This window comes from Streptomyces axinellae, from assembly GCF_039532135.1.
GTDB classification, from domain to species: Bacteria; Actinomycetota; Actinomycetes; order Streptomycetales; family Streptomycetaceae; genus Streptomyces; species Streptomyces axinellae.
In genome coordinates this window covers 431,562-448,230 of the sequence record NZ_BAAARJ010000004.1, presented here as the reverse complement: position 1 = coordinate 448,230, position 16,669 = coordinate 431,562, and the positions used below count along the sequence as shown (strand labels likewise).

Sequence of the window (16,669 nt, the reverse complement as noted above, 5' to 3'; positions counted from 1 at the left end):
CGACCGCTCCAACGCCTCCCACGACGTCTCCAGCAGCAACCGCTGCTGCGGATCCATCGCCAGCGCCTCCCGCGGACTGATCCCGAAGAACCCCGCGTCGAACTCCCCCGCCGCAGCCAGGAAACCCGCCTCACGCTGGTAGTAGCGGCCGGCACCGCGGCCGTGCGGATCGTAGGCGCCCTCGGTGTCCCAGCCGCGGTCGGCGGGAAAACCGCTCACCGCGTCGGTCTCCTCCGCCAGCAGCCGCCACAGCTCCTCCGGGCCCTCCGCACCACCCGGATAACGGCAGCCCATGCCGACGATCGCCACCGGCTCGTCCGGGTCGGCATCGAGCGGCTCGACGGACACGGCGTCCGTGGCGGACACGGCCGGCCCGCCGGTGAGGACGGTGTCCAGGTGGGCGGCGACCGCCTCGACGGTGGGGTGGTCGAAGACCAGCGTGGTGGGCAGGGCGAGGCCCAGTGCGGTCCGCAGCCGGTTGCGGAGGCCGACCGCCATGACCGAGTCGAAGCCGTGGTCCTTGAACGGGCGCCGCGCGTCCCACGCGGTCGGATCCTGCACGCCGGCCGCCGCGGCGGCCTCGGCCCGCACCAGGTCCAGCAAGCCGCGGCGGCGCTCGGCGGCGGGCAGGGCGCACAGCCGGGCGCCCTCGCCCTCGACCGCGTCGCCGGACGCCGGGTCCGGGCCGGACTCCCAGGTCTCACCGGCCTCGCCGATCGTGCGCGTCAGCTCCGCCGCTGCCTGGGACGCGGGTGCCCCGGCCGGGTGGAGCGCCGTCCAGTCCGGTTCCGCTCCCCGGACGTACAGCTCGCTCAAGGACCGCACGAACCGTTCGGCGGTGCCCGCCCCACGACGCAGGGTCTCTTGCACCGCGAGCTGCCGCCCGCCCTGCTCGGCGGTGGTCTGCAACGCCGCCGTCAGCACCGGGTGCGGGCTGATCTCGACCGCGATCCGGTGGCCGTCCCCGACCGCCGCGGCGACGGCCTGCCGGAACCGCACCGTGCTGCGCAGGCTGCGGCACCAGTAGTCCGCGTCGGTCACCTCGTCCCCGACGCGCCCGCCCAGCAGCGAGGAGTACAGGGGAACGGACGCAGGCACCGGGCGGATCGGTGCCAGGTCGGCACGGAGCCGGGGCACGATGGCGTCGATGTGCGGCGAATGCGCGGCGAGTCCCACCTCGATGCGCCGCGCCTGCACCCCGTCCTCGGTGAAGCGGCGCAGCATCTCCTCGGCGGCGTCGGCATCCCCGGAGACGATCACCGCGGTGGGGCTGTTGACCGCGGCGACGCTCAGCCGTCCCCGCCAGGGCGCCAACCGCTCCCGGGTCTCCTCCTCGGGGAGCAGTACGGACACCATCTCGCCCGTACCCGCCAAGGTGGCCTGTGCCTTGCTCCACAGGGCCGCGACCAAAGCGGCGTCCTCAAGAGTGAGCGCCCCGGCGACGCAGGCGGCAGCGACCTCGCCGAGGCTGTGCCCCACGACCGCGTCCGGTTCGATCCCGCAAGAGCGCCACAGTTCGGCGAGGGCCACCATGACGGAGAACAGGGCCGGCTGCACCACGTCCGCCGCCACCAGGGGCGGGGCGTCGGCATCGCCCCGCAGGACAGCGGCCAGCGGCCAGTCGATGTGCGGCGCGAGCGCCTCCTCGCAACGGCGGATCGCCGCCGCGAACACCGGCGAGGACTCCAGCAGCCCCGCCGCCATGCCCGGCCACTGGGACCCCTGCCCTGGGAAGACGAACACCATTCCGCCGGCGGCCGACTCCCCGGTCACGAGCCCGGGCACCGGGCGTCCGTCGGCCAGGGCCCGGGCGGCGGTGCCCAGTTGTGCCTCGTCCGCCCCCAGGATCACCGCGCGGTGGTCCCGGCCGGTACCGGCCTCGCGCAGCGCCTCGGCCACGGCGCCGGCCCTCCAGCCCGGCCGCTTCGCCAGGTGGTCGCACAGCAGCCGGGCCTGCGTGCGCGTCGTGGCCGGACCGCGGCCCGACAGCGGCCACACCCAAGGCGCGGCCGTGAAGGCGGCGAAGCGCGGTTCGGTCGCTGCGTGGTCGGACATTGTTCCCCCGTTTCAGGCGTGGACGCCGCGCGTCGGCTGGTGCGGCGCTGTGGTGACGGACTGGTGCGGCGCTGTGGTGACGGACCAGTGGGCTGCCACGTACCGCAGGCACGCGTCCCGGCCGGTCTCGGCCAAGACGGTGCGCCAGCCGTCCGGAACGGGGCGCCGGGCGGGCCAGAGCGACAGTTCGGCCTTGTCGTTGACCAGCACGGTGAAGCGGCCTTCAGGGTCGTCGAACGGATCGTCGGGCATGGTGGAACGGCTCCTGTCGGCAGGGGTGGACCGGATTCGGCGCGGGCGGCAGGCCCGTCACAGGACAGGTTCGGTGACCTGGTGGCGGGGGCCGCTCAGCAGTGCGGCGAAGGCGCGGGGCGTCGGGTTGGCGAACAGGTCGGCCAGTCGGAGTGCGGCACCGGTGGCCTTCTTGACCCGCTGGACGAGCTGGGCGCCCAGCAGGGAGTGCCCGCCCTCGTTGAAGAAGCTGGAGTCGGCGTCGATGTCGCCGCTTCCCAGGAACTCCCCCCAGACGCGCACCAGCGAGCCGGTCAGAGCGCTCTCGGCGGGCGACGGGCCCTCGGCCCCCTCCTCGGCGGCGCGCCGCTGCCCGGCGTGCTGGGCCGCCAGCAGCTCGCGGTCCGGGTGCCCGTTCTTGACCGGGAGGGCGAGGACGCGCACGACGTCCCGGGGCACCGCGGCGGCCGGCAGCGTCGCTACGCAGTGCGCGCGCAGCGATTCGGCCAGCGCGTCGTCGCTGCCCAGGTCCCCCTCGGCCACCACCCAGGCGGCCAGTGCGGGTCCCGCGCCGGCGTCCTCCGCCGGGACCGGCGCGACCGCGGCGGCGGTGACATCCGGGTGTGCCAGCAGGGCGAGTTCGGCCCGGTCGGCACGGTGGGCGCCGAACACCTCCAGCGTGCCGTCGCCGATCCAGCGCGCGGCGTCCCCGGTGAACCGCGGGGCGTCTTCGGACCCGAGGGCCAGTCGGCCGCGCAGCCCGGGCGGCAGCGGGCTCCCGTCGGGGGCCGCGACGAACGGTGCGGCCCCGGCCAGCGGCTCGCCGCCGGTCCGCTGCGCGCCTTTGGCCTCGGTCACGCGGCGGACGGCCACCAGTTGCCGCGTGCCGTGCGGGCGGCAGCCGCTGAAGACCTCCGCGCCCCGGTCGAGGAGTTGCGCGGCGGCGGCGGGCGGCAGCGGTCCGCCGGAGATGAGGACCTTCCGGCCGGACAGCGCCGCGCCCGAACCCGGCAGTTCCGCCGCCTCGTGCGGGGTGACCAACAGGACGTCGGGGGCCGCGGCGGCATCCGGTTCGACGGCGGTCCCGCCGCAGGCGAGCGCCAAGAACAGCTCGGTGACGCTCTCCGGGGTGCCCGAAGCCGCGGCCCAGCGCACCGTCGTGCCCGGCCCCGCACCGATCGACCGCGCCAGTTCGGCGGCGGTGGCGGCCACCCGCCGCGCTGCCGGAGAAGGGGCGCCGTCGAGCCCTGCGGCGGCCGGATCGCCCGGCGGTTCGGTGGAGGCGTTCCGCAGGGCCCGCAGGGCGGCCACGGCCTCCGCGGCCCGCTCGTCGCCGACGGCGGGAGCCGCCTGCCCGGTGACGCCGCGCCACAGCTGCGCGTAGCTGAGGTCGCCCGCGCGGGTGCGCAGCGCCGCCTGCCCGGGGGCAGCGCCGGCCGAGGTGCGCACGGCCTCGTACAGGCCCTCGGCGCGTCCGGGCCGGCTTCCGGCTTCGGGCACGGCCCGCCGGTCGGCGCCGCTCCAGCGGGACAGCTTTCCCACGGGGGTGTCCAGCGCGTCGGGCAGCCTGGTGAGCAGGTCGTCATAGCGGGCCACCAGCGCGGTGATGTCGGCCGCATCCAGTACCTGGGTGTTGAACAGCACGCTGAGCAGGGCGGTGTCCGCCGACTCGGATACGAAGAACTCCAGGTCGTACTTGCACGTGCCGTTCTCCACCAGGCGCTGCACCGCGGGCAGGCCGGCGACGGTGAAGGTGTTGCGGAAGTCGGTGGGCACGTAGTTGAACACGTGCCGGAAGAGGGTGTTGCGCCAGGCGGGCCGGTCGCCGCGGTCCTGCGGGAGGAAGGTCTCCGCCGGGACGTCCGGGTGGGCCAGGGCCTCGAAGAAGGCGGCGCGCACCTCGGCGGCCACCTCGCGCACCGTACGGTCGGGGCCGAGACCGGCCCGCAGCGGCAGCATGTTGACGTGGTAGCCCACGGCGTCCTGCGAGGCCGAGTCCCGTGTGCTGGCGGGTACGCCCACCACCAGGTCAGGGCCCGCGCCGTGCAGGGCGAGCGTCACGTAGTAGGCGGTCAGCAGCGCCACGGCCTTCGGCGCGCGCAGCTCGCGGCGCAGCCGGGTCACCGCGGCGTCCGCCCCGGGGGACAGCGGGTGGTGGTACACCTCGCCCGCCAGCGTCACCTCCGGGGCGCCGTCCTTGTCGCACCACAGGCCGAGCCCGTCCCCCCGGTAGCCGTCCAGGTGCCGCTTCCAGAACTCCAGGCTCTCCGCGGACGGCAGGCGCTCCGGCAGCGTCCGGCCGGTGCCGAATCCCTCCGGCAGCGGGGTGCCCGCACAGTGCGCCTCGTAGGCTTCCACGAGATCCTTCAGCACCACCCCACCGGACATCGCGTCGAAGACCAGGTGGTGGGCGACGAGGCAGACGGTGTCGGACTCCGTGCCGCTGAACAGCGCCGCCCTCAGCAGCGGCCCGCCCTCCAGGGCGAACGGCTGCGCGATGTAGCGCCGCAGCCGCTCCTCGCCCGCGGCCGGTTCGCCGTCGGCCTGCCGCAGTTCGAGAGCGACCTCGCCCTCCTCCCGTACGTCCAGCGCGAGGCCCTGCTCCGTCACGTGCGCGACGGTGCGCAGAGCGCGGTGCCGGGAGACCACGTCCCGCAGCGCACGCCGCAGGGTCTCGGCGGAGAGACGGCCGGCGACCTCGAAGACCACTGAGAGGTTGTTCACCGGGGTCTGCGCCACCAGCGTCTCCAGCAGCCACAGGTCGTTCTCGCGCCGGGTAGCGCTGCTGCTCATCAAGACAGCCCTCCGTTTCCGCGGGCCGCGGGGCCCCATCCGTACGAGGCGGTCGGTTCGCTGGGCTCCACACAGCGCCAGGAGGGCGCCGGCAGGTCGGCCCGCGAGGCCACGCCGAGTTTCCGGTATGCCTTGGTCAGGTGTTGTTCCACGGTGCTCACGGTGATGAACAGCCGCCTGGCGATCTCCCTGTTGCAGTAACCAGCAGCCGCCAGCGCGGCCACCCGCGACTCCGCGGGCGATACCCCCGCGAGCGGCAGCGGCACCGCGCGGGGTCCCCCGGCGGACGTCGCGCGCGCCGCCGGACGCTCCGGGGCCGGGGTGGCCGCGGGCGCCGGAGCAAGGGCGCCGAGGCCCTGGAGCGCCTCGGTGAGCGGAGGCCGCTGCGGGTCGGCCGCCGGTTCGGCCGGGGGCGTCGTGCGGGCCAGCGCCCGGAGCGCGCCGGCCGCCGCCGGCCGCACCTGGGGCTCTCCTCGCGTGGGGAGTGACCGCACGATCCGGCCGATGCTGCCGTGCGGGTGGGGCTGTGGTGCGGCGCTCGCGGTCATGGGAGATCACCGGCCAGCGCGCGCACGGTACGTCCGTGCAGGATGTCGCGGAGCGAGAAGTGCATGCCTTCCTTGCGGGCCCGCGAGGCGAGGCGCGCCGCCAGGACGCTGTCCCCGCCCAGCGCGAAGAAGTCGTCGTCCAGGCCGACCCGTGCGACACCGGTGAGTTCGCCGACCAGGTCGCACAACGTCCGCTCGGCCGCGGTCCCCGGCGCGGTGTAGCCGGTACGGGTAGTGGAGTCGGGCGCGGGCAGCCGCTTCGCGTCGAGCTTGCCGTTGGCGGTCAACGGCAGCGCCCGCATCAGCACGACGGCGGAGGGGACCATGTAGTCCGGCAGGCTGCTGCCGACGTGCTTGAGGACGTCGTGCGGTTCGATGTGCTCGCCTGTCTCCGGCACCGCGTAGGCGACCAGGCGGGCGCCGCGGCCCGGCTCCTCCCGCACGGTGACCACGGCATGGCGCACCGCGGGATGGCCGATGACGGCGGCCTCCACCTCGCCCAGTTCCACACGGTAGCCGCGGATCTTGATCTGGTCGTCCATCCGGCCGAGGAACTCCAGCTCGCCGTCGGGACGTTCGCGCACCACATCGCCCGTCCGGTACATGCGGCTGCCCGGTGGGCCGTAGGGATCGGCCACGAACTTGCCCGCCGTGAGGGCGGGCTGGTTCAGGTAGCCGCGCGCCAACTGGTCCCCGGCGATGTACAGCTCGCCGGTTCCACCCGGCGCGACCCGGTCCAATCCGGCATCGAGCACGTACAGCCGGGTCCCCGGGGTCGCCCGGCCGATCGGCACCGCGCCGGGGCCCACCTCGGCTCCGGGCGCCACCGTGCGCACGCAGCAGCCCACGGCCGCCTCCGTGGGGCCGTATTCATTGACGACTTCGGTGCCGGGGTTGGCGCGGCGCCAGTTGTCCAGCGTCGTCCCGGTGAGCATCTCGCCCCCGACGACGAGCTGCCGCGACGGCGAGCAGTGCGGGACGGCGTCCCGCAGGAGGGCGAGGTGCGAGGGAGTGACCTTCAAGAACGTGGGCGGCTCCTCCCCGGCCACCGGACGGCTGTCGGTGAGATCGGTGATCCGCACGGTGCCGCCCGCTGTCAGCGGCGCGTACAGCGTGGTCACGGCCATGTCGAAGGAGACGGACGAGTGCAGCAGGCAGACCCCCGCCACGCTCGGGTAGCTGTTTCGCGCATACGTCAGATACGCGCCCAGTGCCCGGTACTCGACCACGACTCCCTTGGGCCGGCCGGAGGACCCGGACGTGTAGATGACGTACGCCGCGTCATCCGGACCGCCCGGCCGGACCTTTTCCGTTTCACCCAGCGGGGCGGCGTCCTGAGCCTCCAGCTCGTCCTGGAAGTCCGGGGTGTGCCACCGGAGCACCGGCAGTTCGTGCCCCTCCGCGGCGGGCATGGGCACGTCGGCGACCGATGCCGAGGTGAGCACGGCGCGCGCCGCCGAATCGCTGAGCACCCATGCGACCCGCTCGTGCGGATCTTCCGGGTCCACGGGCACGTAGGCGGCCCCCGTCTTGAGGACGGCCAGCAAGGAGACGACCAGTTCGACGGAGCGCCCCAGCAAGACCGCGCACACGTCACCCGGCCCGATGCCCTTCCCGGCCAGCAGCCGGGCCAGTCGGTTGGCACGGGCGTCGAGCTGCGCGTAGGTCAGCTCTTCGCCGTCGGCCAACGCGACCGCATCCGGGGTGCGGGCGGCCTGCCGCTCGAAGGAGGCCGGCAAGCTGACGAGCTGGTCGGTCACCGCCTCACGCCTCCTTCGGCCGCAGTACCGCCGCAGCCGCAGCCGCGGCCTGGGGGGACCGCAGGAGTTCGTCGTGGCTGGTCTCGAAGCGCAGCTCTTCGACCGCCTGCCGGGCACCGGTGCTGGAGCCCACAGAGGTGATGGCCGTCGCCTCCCGCCAGCCCCGGGAGGGGTCGAGCTTCCGGGCGGCAGCCAGGTAGGACACGTACGCGCGGAAGAGGCCCAGCAACTCGGCGCCCAGGTCCTCGTCCAGACCCAGCCGTTCGAAGGCCGCGCCGCCCGCCTCCTCGTACAGCTCGATCAGACGGCCGCTCACCGCGTCGAACTCCTCGCCGTGCTCGGCCCGCACCTCCTCGGCCCGCTCCAGCAGCTGCTGCTTCTCCTCCGCGGAGAGCACGGACATCATCTCGGTGACCTTGCCGAAGTCCCGGTAGAGGCTGAGGGTGTTGGGCATCTCCGGGTCGAACAGGAGGAGCCGCGGTCTGCTGCCCTGGGCCTTCTCGATCTCGTCGGCGAGTTCCGAGGCGAAGACGCTGCCCACGCAGTAGCCGAGCACCGTGCTGACCGGCTTGCGCCCCTTGCCGGGGTACTCCCGCCAAAACGTCAGGTAGTCCTGGGTGGCCAGCATGCGGCGGTAGCTCTCCGCCGGTGGCACCGTCTGCCAGACCGCTACGGGTTCGGGCAGCAGACCGACCAGATCCCGGAAATTCGCCTCCAGTCTTCCCGTGACATCGAAGTCGACCGCAAGAATGATTTCTTTCTCGGGGCCTTCACCAATTTTTACCCAGGGATCAACTGTGTCGGTCATCTGCCTTGCTCAACTCCCTAAACTTCGCGAACCAGCGCCGGAGCCGAACACTAGCGCGGGTCCACAAAGGGGAGAACCCCTATTTTTTTCACCTTCGAAATACCAGCTGTACGGGGCCTGAGAAGAGATACCGAGTCATGCGGCTGGAGGCTGGACGACCGATCCGGCCGCATTGAAGTACACCTCACCGGGCAGCATCGCCACCGCATGACGGTTCTCCGGCTCGTGCCGTACATGTGCCACCACGCATTTCACAGCGCTGCCCAGCGGGTGGCCGCGAAGGACGCTCGCGTATTCCGTCCCGCCTTCCGCAGGATGCGGGATCACCCGGCGTCCCGCCGGTGAATCGATGAGAAAACGCATCAACCGACGGTACGTCGGATTGTTCATCCCCTCACCCAACGCGTTCGCAACCAGCGGCACCCGGAGAACCCTCCGGGGATTTCCATGCGGCACCGGGCCCAGCGCCCCGGGCAGGGCTGCACGGAAAGGAAAAGGGGACGCGAAAGGGAGAAGCGGGTGGCCCGCCCCATCGGGCCGGCCACCCGCCGGGCCCGCGTCATCAGCCCTGGGACTCCCCGCTCCCGAGCCTCGCGAGGGCGGCCCTCCCGGTCCCCGCCACGGCGGCGGTTCGAGCGGCCCGGTCCAGTTCACGGGCCGCCCAGTCGGGAATGTCGAGCCCCTCTTCCTGTGCGGCCCTCCGCCACGCCTCCTGGTGCTCCGGCGGGACCTGCAACCGCAGCAGGAGCGGGCTCGGCACCGGCCGCTCCGCCTTCCGCCCGGCCCGGATCTGCGCACGCAGCGTGTTGCGGGACCACTTCTGCTCCAGCGCCCGGCCGAGCCAGTACGTCTGCTCGTCGGAGGGCAGCGACGCCACCTCGGCGTGATGCTGGAAGCTGAGCCCGTACCGCCGGCGGGACAGCGGCACGTTCCTCGCGACCCAGGCGTAGTTGCGCAGCGTCTGGTAGTCGAGCGCGGACTCCTCTATACACCGGCGGTACCGATTGGAGAACCGTTCTTGCCCGTACACCAACCAGTCGCCCAGCCACCATGCCGATGAATTCGCCACGACCGACACGTAACCACCGAGCCGGCTCCAGGACCCGAAGCTGATGCCGTCGGAGATCGACATCCCGAGATCTGTCGTCCGGACCCCCTGGAAGTCCAGCGGGTCGCCCATCTCCATGACTTCCCCGGCTCTTCCTCCACGGCTCTTCCCGCTCGGTACTCCCGTACTCCGCTCTCGCCCGTCGCTCATTTCCCCGTTACCTTCCCTTTGTTCTGGCTTTCTTCAGCACGGCCCCACGCGCCTCGCCAGGGGTGCGACCACGCCGTCCCACCGCCCGATGACCCCGACGCCTTGGTGCCGGTTCACGCGGAGACGTCGTGCCGGTGCCCCAGGTCCCGCGCGGTGCGCTGTTCGATGACCTCCAGCACTTCAGGCGCATGTTCATCCACAAAGAAATGACCGCCCGGGTAGAAGAGCACTTCGGCGCCTCCACGGGTATGCCGACGCCATGCCTCGGCCTCGGTTCGCGTCGTCTGCGGGTCGCTCTCCCCGGTGAAGACCGTCAGCGGACAGCCGACTTGCGCGTCGCCGGCCGTATAGGTTTCCACCGCCTGGTAGTCGGCGCGCAACGCGGGGAGAAACATCGCCCGAATCTCCTCGTCCTCCAGCAGATTCGAATGCGCGCTCCCCAGTCTCCTGAGGTGGGCGACGATTCCCTGATCGCTGCGGAGATGAATGTTCTCCGTCCGCCGGCAAGACGGTGCTCTTCTGCCGGACACGAAGAGCCTGCGCGGGCCGCCCTGGCCCTCGCTCTCCAACAGCCGGGCGACCTCGAAGGCGAGCAGCGCGCCCATGCTGTGCCCGAAGAGGGCGTACGGCTTGTCCAGCCACGGGCCCAGTTCCTGCCGGACTCCGGCGGCCAGGCCCGCGAGGGAGCCGACCGGCTTTTCCCGCCGGCGGTCCTGCCGCCCCGGGTACTGGACGGCGAGCACCTCGGTCCGGGGCCCGAGGGCCTGGGCGACCGAGTGGTAGTAGCTGGCGGAGCCTCCCGCATAGGGGAAGCAGATCAACCGGGCCGCTGCCTCGGCCGCTGGGCGGTAGAGACGTAGCCACAAGCCGGTGTCGGGGGAATCGGGGGAATCGGGGGAATCGGGGGAATCGGGGGAATCGAGAGAAGAAGCCATGGCTAAACCCCTCCGGTCGGGCTGAACGGCAGGGCAGTGCAGCGTGGTTGGTCGCAGGTGCCGGAAGGGATACGCGGGAAGAAGGAGAACCGCCGGGCCGGAAGCCGCGCGGTGCGGTGGCCTCGGAGTCGTAGCCGGTGACGAGGAAGAGGGACCGCGCGCCGGCACGATGCGCGAACGACGGCCCACGCCGGCCCTGTCGATTCGCCGTCGGGGACACGTACGGGACACCGACGGGTACGGCGCTCCAAGCTTCCCGCCCGACCGCGTCGAAGACGGGCCGAGGTCCGTCTCACGAGGGCAGCCTCGTGGCACCGGCACACCCGGAAATACATGCAATTCCCCCATCCTGACCGACCCGCACGGCAACGAAATCGGTGGCTCCCCTGCCTCGGCGTCACCAGGGCGACACCGGCGCAGCAACATGCCGGGCATCAAAATCGCGGTCAGTGATGCAAGCTAACTTTTCGTGAGGCCACGGTCAACGGTCGCCTGCGGCCAGGGCGTTCGGCCCTTACACCGCGGCTGGACCCGGCGCACCCCGGCCGAACTGCGAAGATCCTCTGCGGCGGGCATATGACAACTGCCCGTCGAGCGATCATGTCCGTCGGTGACCTATCTCACTACCCTCGAAACTCACCGCCGACCAGCCCCACCTCGCCCTCGACCGCAACCCGGCCCCCGCGCGACGTGAGCCTTCCGGCCCGCACGGCCCGCACCCGCGCCGTCTCCATCTGTCCGCCCACCGGCTGTCCGCCCACCGGCTGTCCGCCCACCGGGGCGGCAAGGACCACCCCGGCATCCGACGAGCACGGTGGGCCCCGGCCCTCGGCGTGCTCGCCCGGCCTCGCACCGTGATGAGGTAGCGTCTGTATACAAACTGTATGCGAGGTTTGGGGGTTGCCGTGGCGTCCGGGCGGGAGAAGGCGTACGCGTATCTCAAGGAGACGGTGCTGACGGATCCCGAGATGCAGGGGGCCTTTCTGTCGGAGCAGGAGCTGGCCGACCGCATCGGCGTCTCCCGCACCCCCATCCGGGAGGCACTGCTGATGCTCGCGGCCGAGGATCTGGTCGAGCTGGTGCCCAAGCGGGGCGCCCGAGTGGCGGCGTTGACGGGGCGGGAGATCCGCGAACTGATGGAGCTGCGAGGCATCGTGGAGCGGTACGCCGCCCAGCAGTTGGTCGCCGGCGGCCGGTCACCCATGGAGGAGCTGCGCTCCCTGCTGGAGCGGCAGCGCGAGCTGACCGGCGCCGCACAGGCCCGGGAGTTCATCGCCGTGGACCACCGCTTCCACTCGGCGATGGTGTCCGCCGTGGGAAACGCCCTCCTGGACCGGCACTACGACGGCCTGCGCAGCCGCCAGGTGCGCGCGGGCGTGGTGGCCGTCTTCAGCCAACAGGGGCGCCAGGAAGACGTGCTGGAAGAGCACGGGGCCATCCTGGACGCCCTGGCCGCCGGTGACGCGCAGTCCGCGTGCGCCGCCATCGACCACCATCTGGAATCCACGCTGAAGGTGCTGCTCGCGGGCTAGGGGGACGCGGACTCTTGGCTCCGGACCGGGGCCGCTGACCGGGGTCTCCTCCGGTCAGCGGCCCCTGTCGTCCCGGTCAGCAGTCCCTGTCGCCGTCGTCGGCCGGGGTGTGCCACAGTGCGCCCGGGCGGTGGAATTCCAGTTCGGGCTTGTTCACCGCCACAGCTCCGGGCGGCGGTTGGCCAGCACGGAGGTCTTCTCCCGGACCGTGGTGACCTCCTCGGCGTCCAACTCGGCCACCAGCAGCTCCGGTTCGGCGCCCAGCGCGTGCCGGACGCTCCCGTCGGGCCCTACGACGCGGCTGTGGCCGATGCCCGTCGGTGCGGCGCCCGGTCCGGTGCCGGGGTCGGCCTGGCCGACGGCGGCGAGCCAGACGGTGGCGTCCAGGGCGCGGGCGCGGACCAGCAGTTCCCACTGGTCGAGCTTGCCGGGGCCCGCGCCCCAGGAGGCCGCCAGCAGTGTGGCGACGGCTCCGGCGTCGGCGTGGGCCCGGAACAGTTCGGGGAAGCGGACGTCGTAACAGGTGGCCAGGCCCAGTCGTAGGCCGTCCACCTCGATCACCGTGGTGCCGGTGCCCGCGGCGACGGTGTCGGACTCGCGGTAGCCGAAGGCGTCGTAGAGGTGGATCTTGTCGTACGAGGCTTCGACCCCGGGCCCGGTGGCCAGCAGGGTGTTGGCCACCTTGCCGCCGGGGGCCGGGGTGAACATGCCGGCCACGACGACCGTGCCGGTGGACCGGGCGATCTCGCGCACGCCGTCGGCCCATGGCCCGTCCAGGGGCTGGGCGAGCGGGGCCAGCGGGGTGCCGAAGCAGGCCATCGACGCCTCGGGGAAGACGACGGCGCGGGCTCCGGCGTCCGCTGCGCGCCGTGTCCACTCCCCGATGAGCCGGAGGTTCTTCTCGGGGTCGGGGCCGGTGGTGAGCTGGCTCAGGGCGATTCGCATGGTGCGGCTCCTCCGTATCGGGATCGGCGGGTGGCGTCGGTCGAGCGGGCTGCGGGGCCAGGGGGCGGCGGGTTGCGCGGGCGGGCTCGGGGGCGCGGTCAGCGGGTGACGGCGGTGTCCGCCGCGACCCGGGCCGCCGGTGCGGCGAGCTGGTCGTCCTCGTGGACGGCGGCTTCGGGGCCGCGTCCCAGGGCGACCCCGGCCAGGGAGACGGCCGAGGCGATCGCGATGTAGGCGGCCAGCGGTATCCAGGTGCCGTAGGCGCTCAGCAGTGTGGTGAACAGCAACGGCGCGATGGCGCCGCCGATGACCCCGGCCAGGGTGTAGGCGAGGGAGGAGCCGGTGTAGCGCAGCCGGGGCGAGAACTGCTCGGCGATGAAGGCGGCCTGCGGCCCGTAGAGGCAGCAGTGGATCACGAGGCCGACGACGACGCCGGTGGCCAGCGGGACCCAGGTGCCGCCGCCGATCATGGGGAAGAACGCGAAGGGCCACACCCCGGCGGCCACGGCGGAGCAGCCGTACAGCAGGCGGCGGTTGACGCGGTCGGAGAGGGCGCCGGCCAGCGGCATGAGGAAGACCTGGAGCGAGGAGCCGATGAGGACGGCCGCGAGGGCGGAGCCGCGCGACATGCCGAGTTCCTTGGTGGCGTACGTCAGGACGAAGACGGTGAACATGGCGTACAGCACGTCGGGGCCCACGCGGCACAAGATCGCGGCGAGCAGGGCGCGGGGCTGGGTGGTGAAGACCTCACGGATGGGCGCCTCGGGCCGGGTGTGCTCGGCCTCCATGGCCTTGAACACCGGGGTCTCTTCGAGCTTCGCCCGGATCCACAGCCCGAATCCGACCAGGACGCCGGAGAAGAGGAAGGCCACGCGCCAGCCCCAGGACTCGAACTGGGCCTCGGTCAGCAGCGCGCCGAGGGCGGCCAGGACGCCGTTGGCCAGCAGGTTGCCGGCGGGCGGGCCGACCTGCGCGGCGGACGCGTAGAAGCCCCGCCGCCGTGGGTCCCCGAACTCGCTGGAGAGCAGTACCGCGCCGCCCCACTCGCCGCCGACGCCGACGCCCTGCGCGAAGCGCAGCACGACCAGGGCGATCGGGGCGGCCACACCGGCCGTCGAGTACGCGGGCAGGACGCCGATCAGGAAGGTGGCAGCGCCGATGAGCAGCAAGGTGGCGATCAGCACCTTCTTGCGGCCGATCACATCGCCGAGGCGGCCGAAGACGAACCCGCCGAGCGGACGGGAGACGTACCCGACCGCGTAGGTGGAGAACGCCAGGAGCGTGCCGGTGAGCGGGTCCTCCGAGGGGAAGAACAGGTCGCCGAAGACCAGGGCAGCGGCGGCGGAGTAGACGGCGAAGTCGTACCACTCCAGGGCCGTGCCGGTCAGGCTCGCGACGAAGGCCCGGCGGACGCCGGATTGCTTCTCGGACGCCTTCGCCTCGTCCTGCGGGGTGTCGTGCATGGTTCCCATCCTTGCTCGGGGACATCGACCTTCCGGCATACTTCTTGTATACAGGTCGTATGCGCAAGCCCCGCGCGTGAAGTCAACCGTGAAGAAATCCGGATCCGCGGACAAATGCGGACCCGCGGACCGTCACCCGATCTCTGGGAGCGCCTCATGGCCGTGCTGACCTTCGAACTTCCCGACGGATCGACCCGCGAGGTCGATGTCGTCCAGGTCCTCAACGCCGGGTACGCCGGGCGCAGCCAGGAGGATGTCGCCGCGCACGTCGCGGAGCTGGCCGAGCTGGGCGTGCCCGGCCCGTCCGTGACACCGGCCCTCTACCCGGTCTCCCCCTACCTGGCCCAGCAGACCGACCGGATACAGGCACAGCACGGACACACCTCCGGTGAGGCGGAGTGGGCCCTCGTCGTGGCGGACGGCGGGGAGCTGCTGCTGACAGCCGCCTGCGACCACACCGACCGCGACCTGGAGGTGCACGGCGTGGCCTGGAGCAAGAACGCCGGGCCCGACGTGCTCGCCCGGCGCGCCTGGCGCCTGGCCGACGTGGAGTCCCGCATCGACGAGCTGACCCTGCGGGCCTGGGTCACGCACGACGGCGAGCGGACCGAGATCCAGCACGGCACCCTCGCCGAACTCCTGACCCCCGCCTACTGGGTCGATGTCCTGCGCTCCCGCGACGCGCTCGTCCCCGGCACCGTCCTGATCTCCGGGACCATCCCCATGACCCCCGGCGTCGATCAGTTCGCGGACGGCTGGAGCGTGGAGCTGAGCGACCCCGCCACCGGGGACACGATTCGCCTCGCCTACGACGTCCAGCCCATGCCCGCCCCCATCGGCTGACGCGCCGACCACTCGCGAACAGGCCATCGGCACTGCCCCACGCGGTCGGGGACCGCCGACGGCCGCGGGCGTCCCGCCGGATGCCCGGGGCGGCCCGGGCGCCTGGGGCCCTCCCACCCGGCAGGTGGGAGGGCCCCAGGGCTTCAGTCCAGCAGTTCCAGGTCACCGTCGCACCGCAGTTCCGGGAACGCGGAGTTGGCGACGACGGAGAGTTCGTAAGGGTGCCGGGTGCCCTTCTTCCACTGCCCGCCGGCCAGGCGCACGGTGGCGACGTTGGGTACGGGGCCACGGGTCCAGTCGAGCGGGCCCGCCATCGTGTCCAGGCGGGCCCGGGCGACCGCTTCGGCGACCGCCTTGCGGTCGTGGGGGTCGTCGGCCGTGGCCAGGGCGTGCGCGGCGACCTCGAAGAGCGCGTGCGCCAGGCCCAGCGGCTGGAGCCACTGGTTGCCCGTGGCCTGCTCGTAGGCGTCGGCCAGTTCGGCCGCCGACATGCCGTCGAACGCGGAACGGTAGGGGTGGCGGGGCGTCCAGTAGACCAGCGACGCCACGTTCGCCTCGGCCGGATCATGGGCTCCCGCCGCGCTGACCGGATAGGTGAGCCAGCGCGAGCAGGTGATCAGGCGGGGGCGCAGGCCGCGTTCGGCCGCCTGCCTGCGGAAGAGGCCCAGGTCCGTGCCGGTGGCCGCGCTGGTGACGACATCCACGTCCTCGGCGAGGAAGGCGGAGATGTGGTCTTCGAAGCCGGCCGCCGGCTCCTGGTAGCCGGGAGGGTCGATCAGGGTGTGGCCCCTGGCGGCGGCCGTTCGGGGAAAGCCCATCTCGGGGTGGCGTGACCAGTTGCCCTGCGGACCGCCGTTCCACAGGCAGCCGACCCGCCGTCCGGCCCCCGCCATCTCCCACATCTCGGCGAACGTCGCCGCGATGTCGTCCAGGCCCCAGCAGTAGTGGTAGGTCCAGTCGAAGGACCGCTCCAGGGTTGCGCCCCGGCCGAAGTAGTACACCTGCCAGGGGAAGGTGCTCGTCACACAGGGGGTCTCCAGGGCTTCGCAGGTGTCGGCCACCGCGGGGAGCACCTGGGTGCCGGCCAGGGTTACGACGATCTTCGCCTGCTCGTCACGGATCAGCTCCTCGGTCGCCAGCCGGGCGCCCTCGGGATCGGAGCGGCTGTCGCGGCTGACCAGCCGGACATCATGGCGCCGGCCGCCGTTGACCACGTGTCTCAGTCTCGGCTCCAGCAGTTCCTTCACGAACGTCAGGGGACTCCCCAGCTTCGCCAGCCTTCCGCTGTGTGCCACCACGACGCCGATGGTGAGCGTCTCGGCGTGCTCGCTGTCGGTTATTCGCATCCGGTGCCGGCCTTTCGGTTACGCGCATGAGGTCATACGGGCTCAGCAGTGCTCTCCGCACCGGCAGCCGCCCGGATTTCCGGAACTCCGGCTTCCCGCATACGGATGCGGCGATGCTATAGGAACGCATATACGTATTCCGGTCCGCGGGC

General features: G+C 72.4%; 13 protein-coding genes and 1 pseudogene. 2 read left to right on the top strand and 12 right to left on the bottom strand.

The features are described 5' to 3' along the window. From ABD339_RS08375 to ABD339_RS08335, 9 genes and pseudogenes are all read right to left on the bottom strand, one after another. The coding region (locus ABD339_RS08375) for an acyltransferase domain-containing protein (RefSeq protein ID WP_344563765.1) at nt 1–2,055 on the bottom strand (2,055 nt) is incomplete at its 3' end. Between the two features lie 12 nt (nt 2,056–2,067). Then, nucleotides 2,068–2,307, bottom strand: a complete 240-nt coding sequence (locus tag ABD339_RS08370; protein ID WP_344563763.1) for an MbtH family protein — start codon at nt 2,305–2,307, stop codon at nt 2,068–2,070. 57 nt (nt 2,308–2,364) lie between these two features. After that, nucleotides 2,365–5,079, bottom strand: a complete 2,715-nt coding sequence (locus ABD339_RS08365; RefSeq protein WP_344563761.1) for a condensation domain-containing protein — start codon at nt 5,077–5,079, stop codon at nt 2,365–2,367. Then, nucleotides 5,079–5,324, bottom strand: a pseudogene (locus tag ABD339_RS08360) (helix-turn-helix domain-containing protein); the annotation flags it as partial. The pseudogene ABD339_RS08360 and the gene ABD339_RS08365, both read right to left, overlap by 1 nt. Before the next feature lie 299 nt (nt 5,325–5,623). Next, a complete protein-coding gene (locus tag ABD339_RS08355) occupies nt 5,624–7,387 on the bottom strand; it encodes a non-ribosomal peptide synthetase (RefSeq protein WP_344563759.1) in 1,764 nt (587 codons plus the stop codon). 4 nt (nt 7,388–7,391) lie between these two features. Then, on the bottom strand, nt 7,392–8,195 hold the full coding sequence (locus tag ABD339_RS08350) for an HMG-box domain-containing protein (RefSeq protein ID WP_344563757.1): 804 nt from the start codon (nt 8,193–8,195) through the stop codon (nt 7,392–7,394). A gap of 135 nt (nt 8,196–8,330) precedes the next feature. Then, nucleotides 8,331–8,558 carry a YbaK/EbsC family protein gene (locus ABD339_RS08345; RefSeq protein ID WP_344563756.1) on the bottom strand — a complete coding sequence of 76 codons (228 nt, stop codon included), beginning with the start codon at nt 8,556–8,558 and terminating at the stop codon, nt 8,331–8,333. 199 nt (nt 8,559–8,757) lie between these two features. After that, nucleotides 8,758–9,381, bottom strand: coding sequence for an LmbU family transcriptional regulator (locus ABD339_RS08340; RefSeq protein WP_344563754.1), 624 nt, complete (start codon nt 9,379–9,381; stop codon nt 8,758–8,760). A 185-nt stretch (nt 9,382–9,566) separates the two neighbouring features. Continuing rightward, nucleotides 9,567–10,388: a thioesterase II family protein gene (locus ABD339_RS08335; protein WP_344563752.1), complete on the bottom strand. Its 822-nt coding sequence runs from the start codon at nt 10,386–10,388 to the stop codon at nt 9,567–9,569. Between the two features lie 884 nt (nt 10,389–11,272). Between ABD339_RS08335 and ABD339_RS08330 the strand changes: the two genes are divergently transcribed. After that, a complete protein-coding gene (locus tag ABD339_RS08330; protein ID WP_425575926.1) occupies nt 11,273–11,920 on the top strand; it encodes a GntR family transcriptional regulator in 648 nt (215 codons plus the stop codon). Nucleotides 11,921–12,073: 153 nt separating this feature from the next. Here ABD339_RS08330 and ABD339_RS08325 read toward each other — a convergent pair whose 3' ends face one another. Then, nucleotides 12,074–12,865, bottom strand: a complete 792-nt coding sequence (locus ABD339_RS08325; protein WP_344563750.1) for a carbon-nitrogen hydrolase family protein — start codon at nt 12,863–12,865, stop codon at nt 12,074–12,076. A gap of 98 nt (nt 12,866–12,963) precedes the next feature. After that, nucleotides 12,964–14,328: an MFS transporter gene (locus tag ABD339_RS08320; RefSeq protein ID WP_344563748.1), complete on the bottom strand. Its 1,365-nt coding sequence runs from the start codon at nt 14,326–14,328 to the stop codon at nt 12,964–12,966. Nucleotides 14,329–14,484: 156 nt separating this feature from the next. Between ABD339_RS08320 and ABD339_RS08315 the strand changes: the two genes are divergently transcribed. Beyond that, the gene (locus tag ABD339_RS08315) at nt 14,485–15,171 is read left to right on the top strand and encodes a DUF2848 domain-containing protein (RefSeq protein ID WP_344563746.1); all 687 of its coding nucleotides are present in this window, start codon (nt 14,485–14,487) and stop codon (nt 15,169–15,171) included. A 143-nt stretch (nt 15,172–15,314) separates the two neighbouring features. On the opposite strand, the gene ABD339_RS08310 is transcribed toward ABD339_RS08315, so the two are convergent. After that, nucleotides 15,315–16,517: an ABC transporter substrate-binding protein gene (locus ABD339_RS08310; protein WP_344563744.1), complete on the bottom strand. Its 1,203-nt coding sequence runs from the start codon at nt 16,515–16,517 to the stop codon at nt 15,315–15,317. Nucleotides 16,518–16,669: the final 152 nt, after the last annotated feature.

What these genes read in the sequence shown, in the direction of transcription:
- ABD339_RS08370 (WP_344563763.1), bottom strand. Translation starts at nt 2,307, where the DNA reads ATGCCCGACGATCCGTTCGACGACCCTGAAGGCCGCTTCACCGTGCTG.
- ABD339_RS08365 (WP_344563761.1), bottom strand. Translation starts at nt 5,079, where the DNA reads ATGAGCAGCAGCGCTACCCGGCGCGAGAACGACCTGTGGCTGCTGGAG.
- ABD339_RS08350 (WP_344563757.1), bottom strand. Translation starts at nt 8,195, where the DNA reads ATGACCGACACAGTTGATCCCTGGGTAAAAATTGGTGAAGGCCCCGAG.
- ABD339_RS08345 (WP_344563756.1), bottom strand. Translation starts at nt 8,558, where the DNA reads ATGCGTTTTCTCATCGATTCACCGGCGGGACGCCGGGTGATCCCGCAT.
- ABD339_RS08340 (WP_344563754.1), bottom strand. Translation starts at nt 9,381, where the DNA reads ATGGAGATGGGCGACCCGCTGGACTTCCAGGGGGTCCGGACGACAGAT.
- ABD339_RS08335 (WP_344563752.1), bottom strand. Translation starts at nt 10,388, where the DNA reads ATGGCTTCTTCTCTCGATTCCCCCGATTCCCCCGATTCCCCCGATTCC.
- ABD339_RS08330 (WP_425575926.1), top strand. Translation starts at nt 11,273, where the DNA reads ATGCGAGGTTTGGGGGTTGCCGTGGCGTCCGGGCGGGAGAAGGCGTAC.
- ABD339_RS08325 (WP_344563750.1), bottom strand. Translation starts at nt 12,865, where the DNA reads ATGCGAATCGCCCTGAGCCAGCTCACCACCGGCCCCGACCCCGAGAAG.
- ABD339_RS08320 (WP_344563748.1), bottom strand. Translation starts at nt 14,328, where the DNA reads ATGCACGACACCCCGCAGGACGAGGCGAAGGCGTCCGAGAAGCAATCC.
- ABD339_RS08315 (WP_344563746.1), top strand. Translation starts at nt 14,485, where the DNA reads ATGGCCGTGCTGACCTTCGAACTTCCCGACGGATCGACCCGCGAGGTC.
- ABD339_RS08310 (WP_344563744.1), bottom strand. Translation starts at nt 16,517, where the DNA reads ATGCGAATAACCGACAGCGAGCACGCCGAGACGCTCACCATCGGCGTC.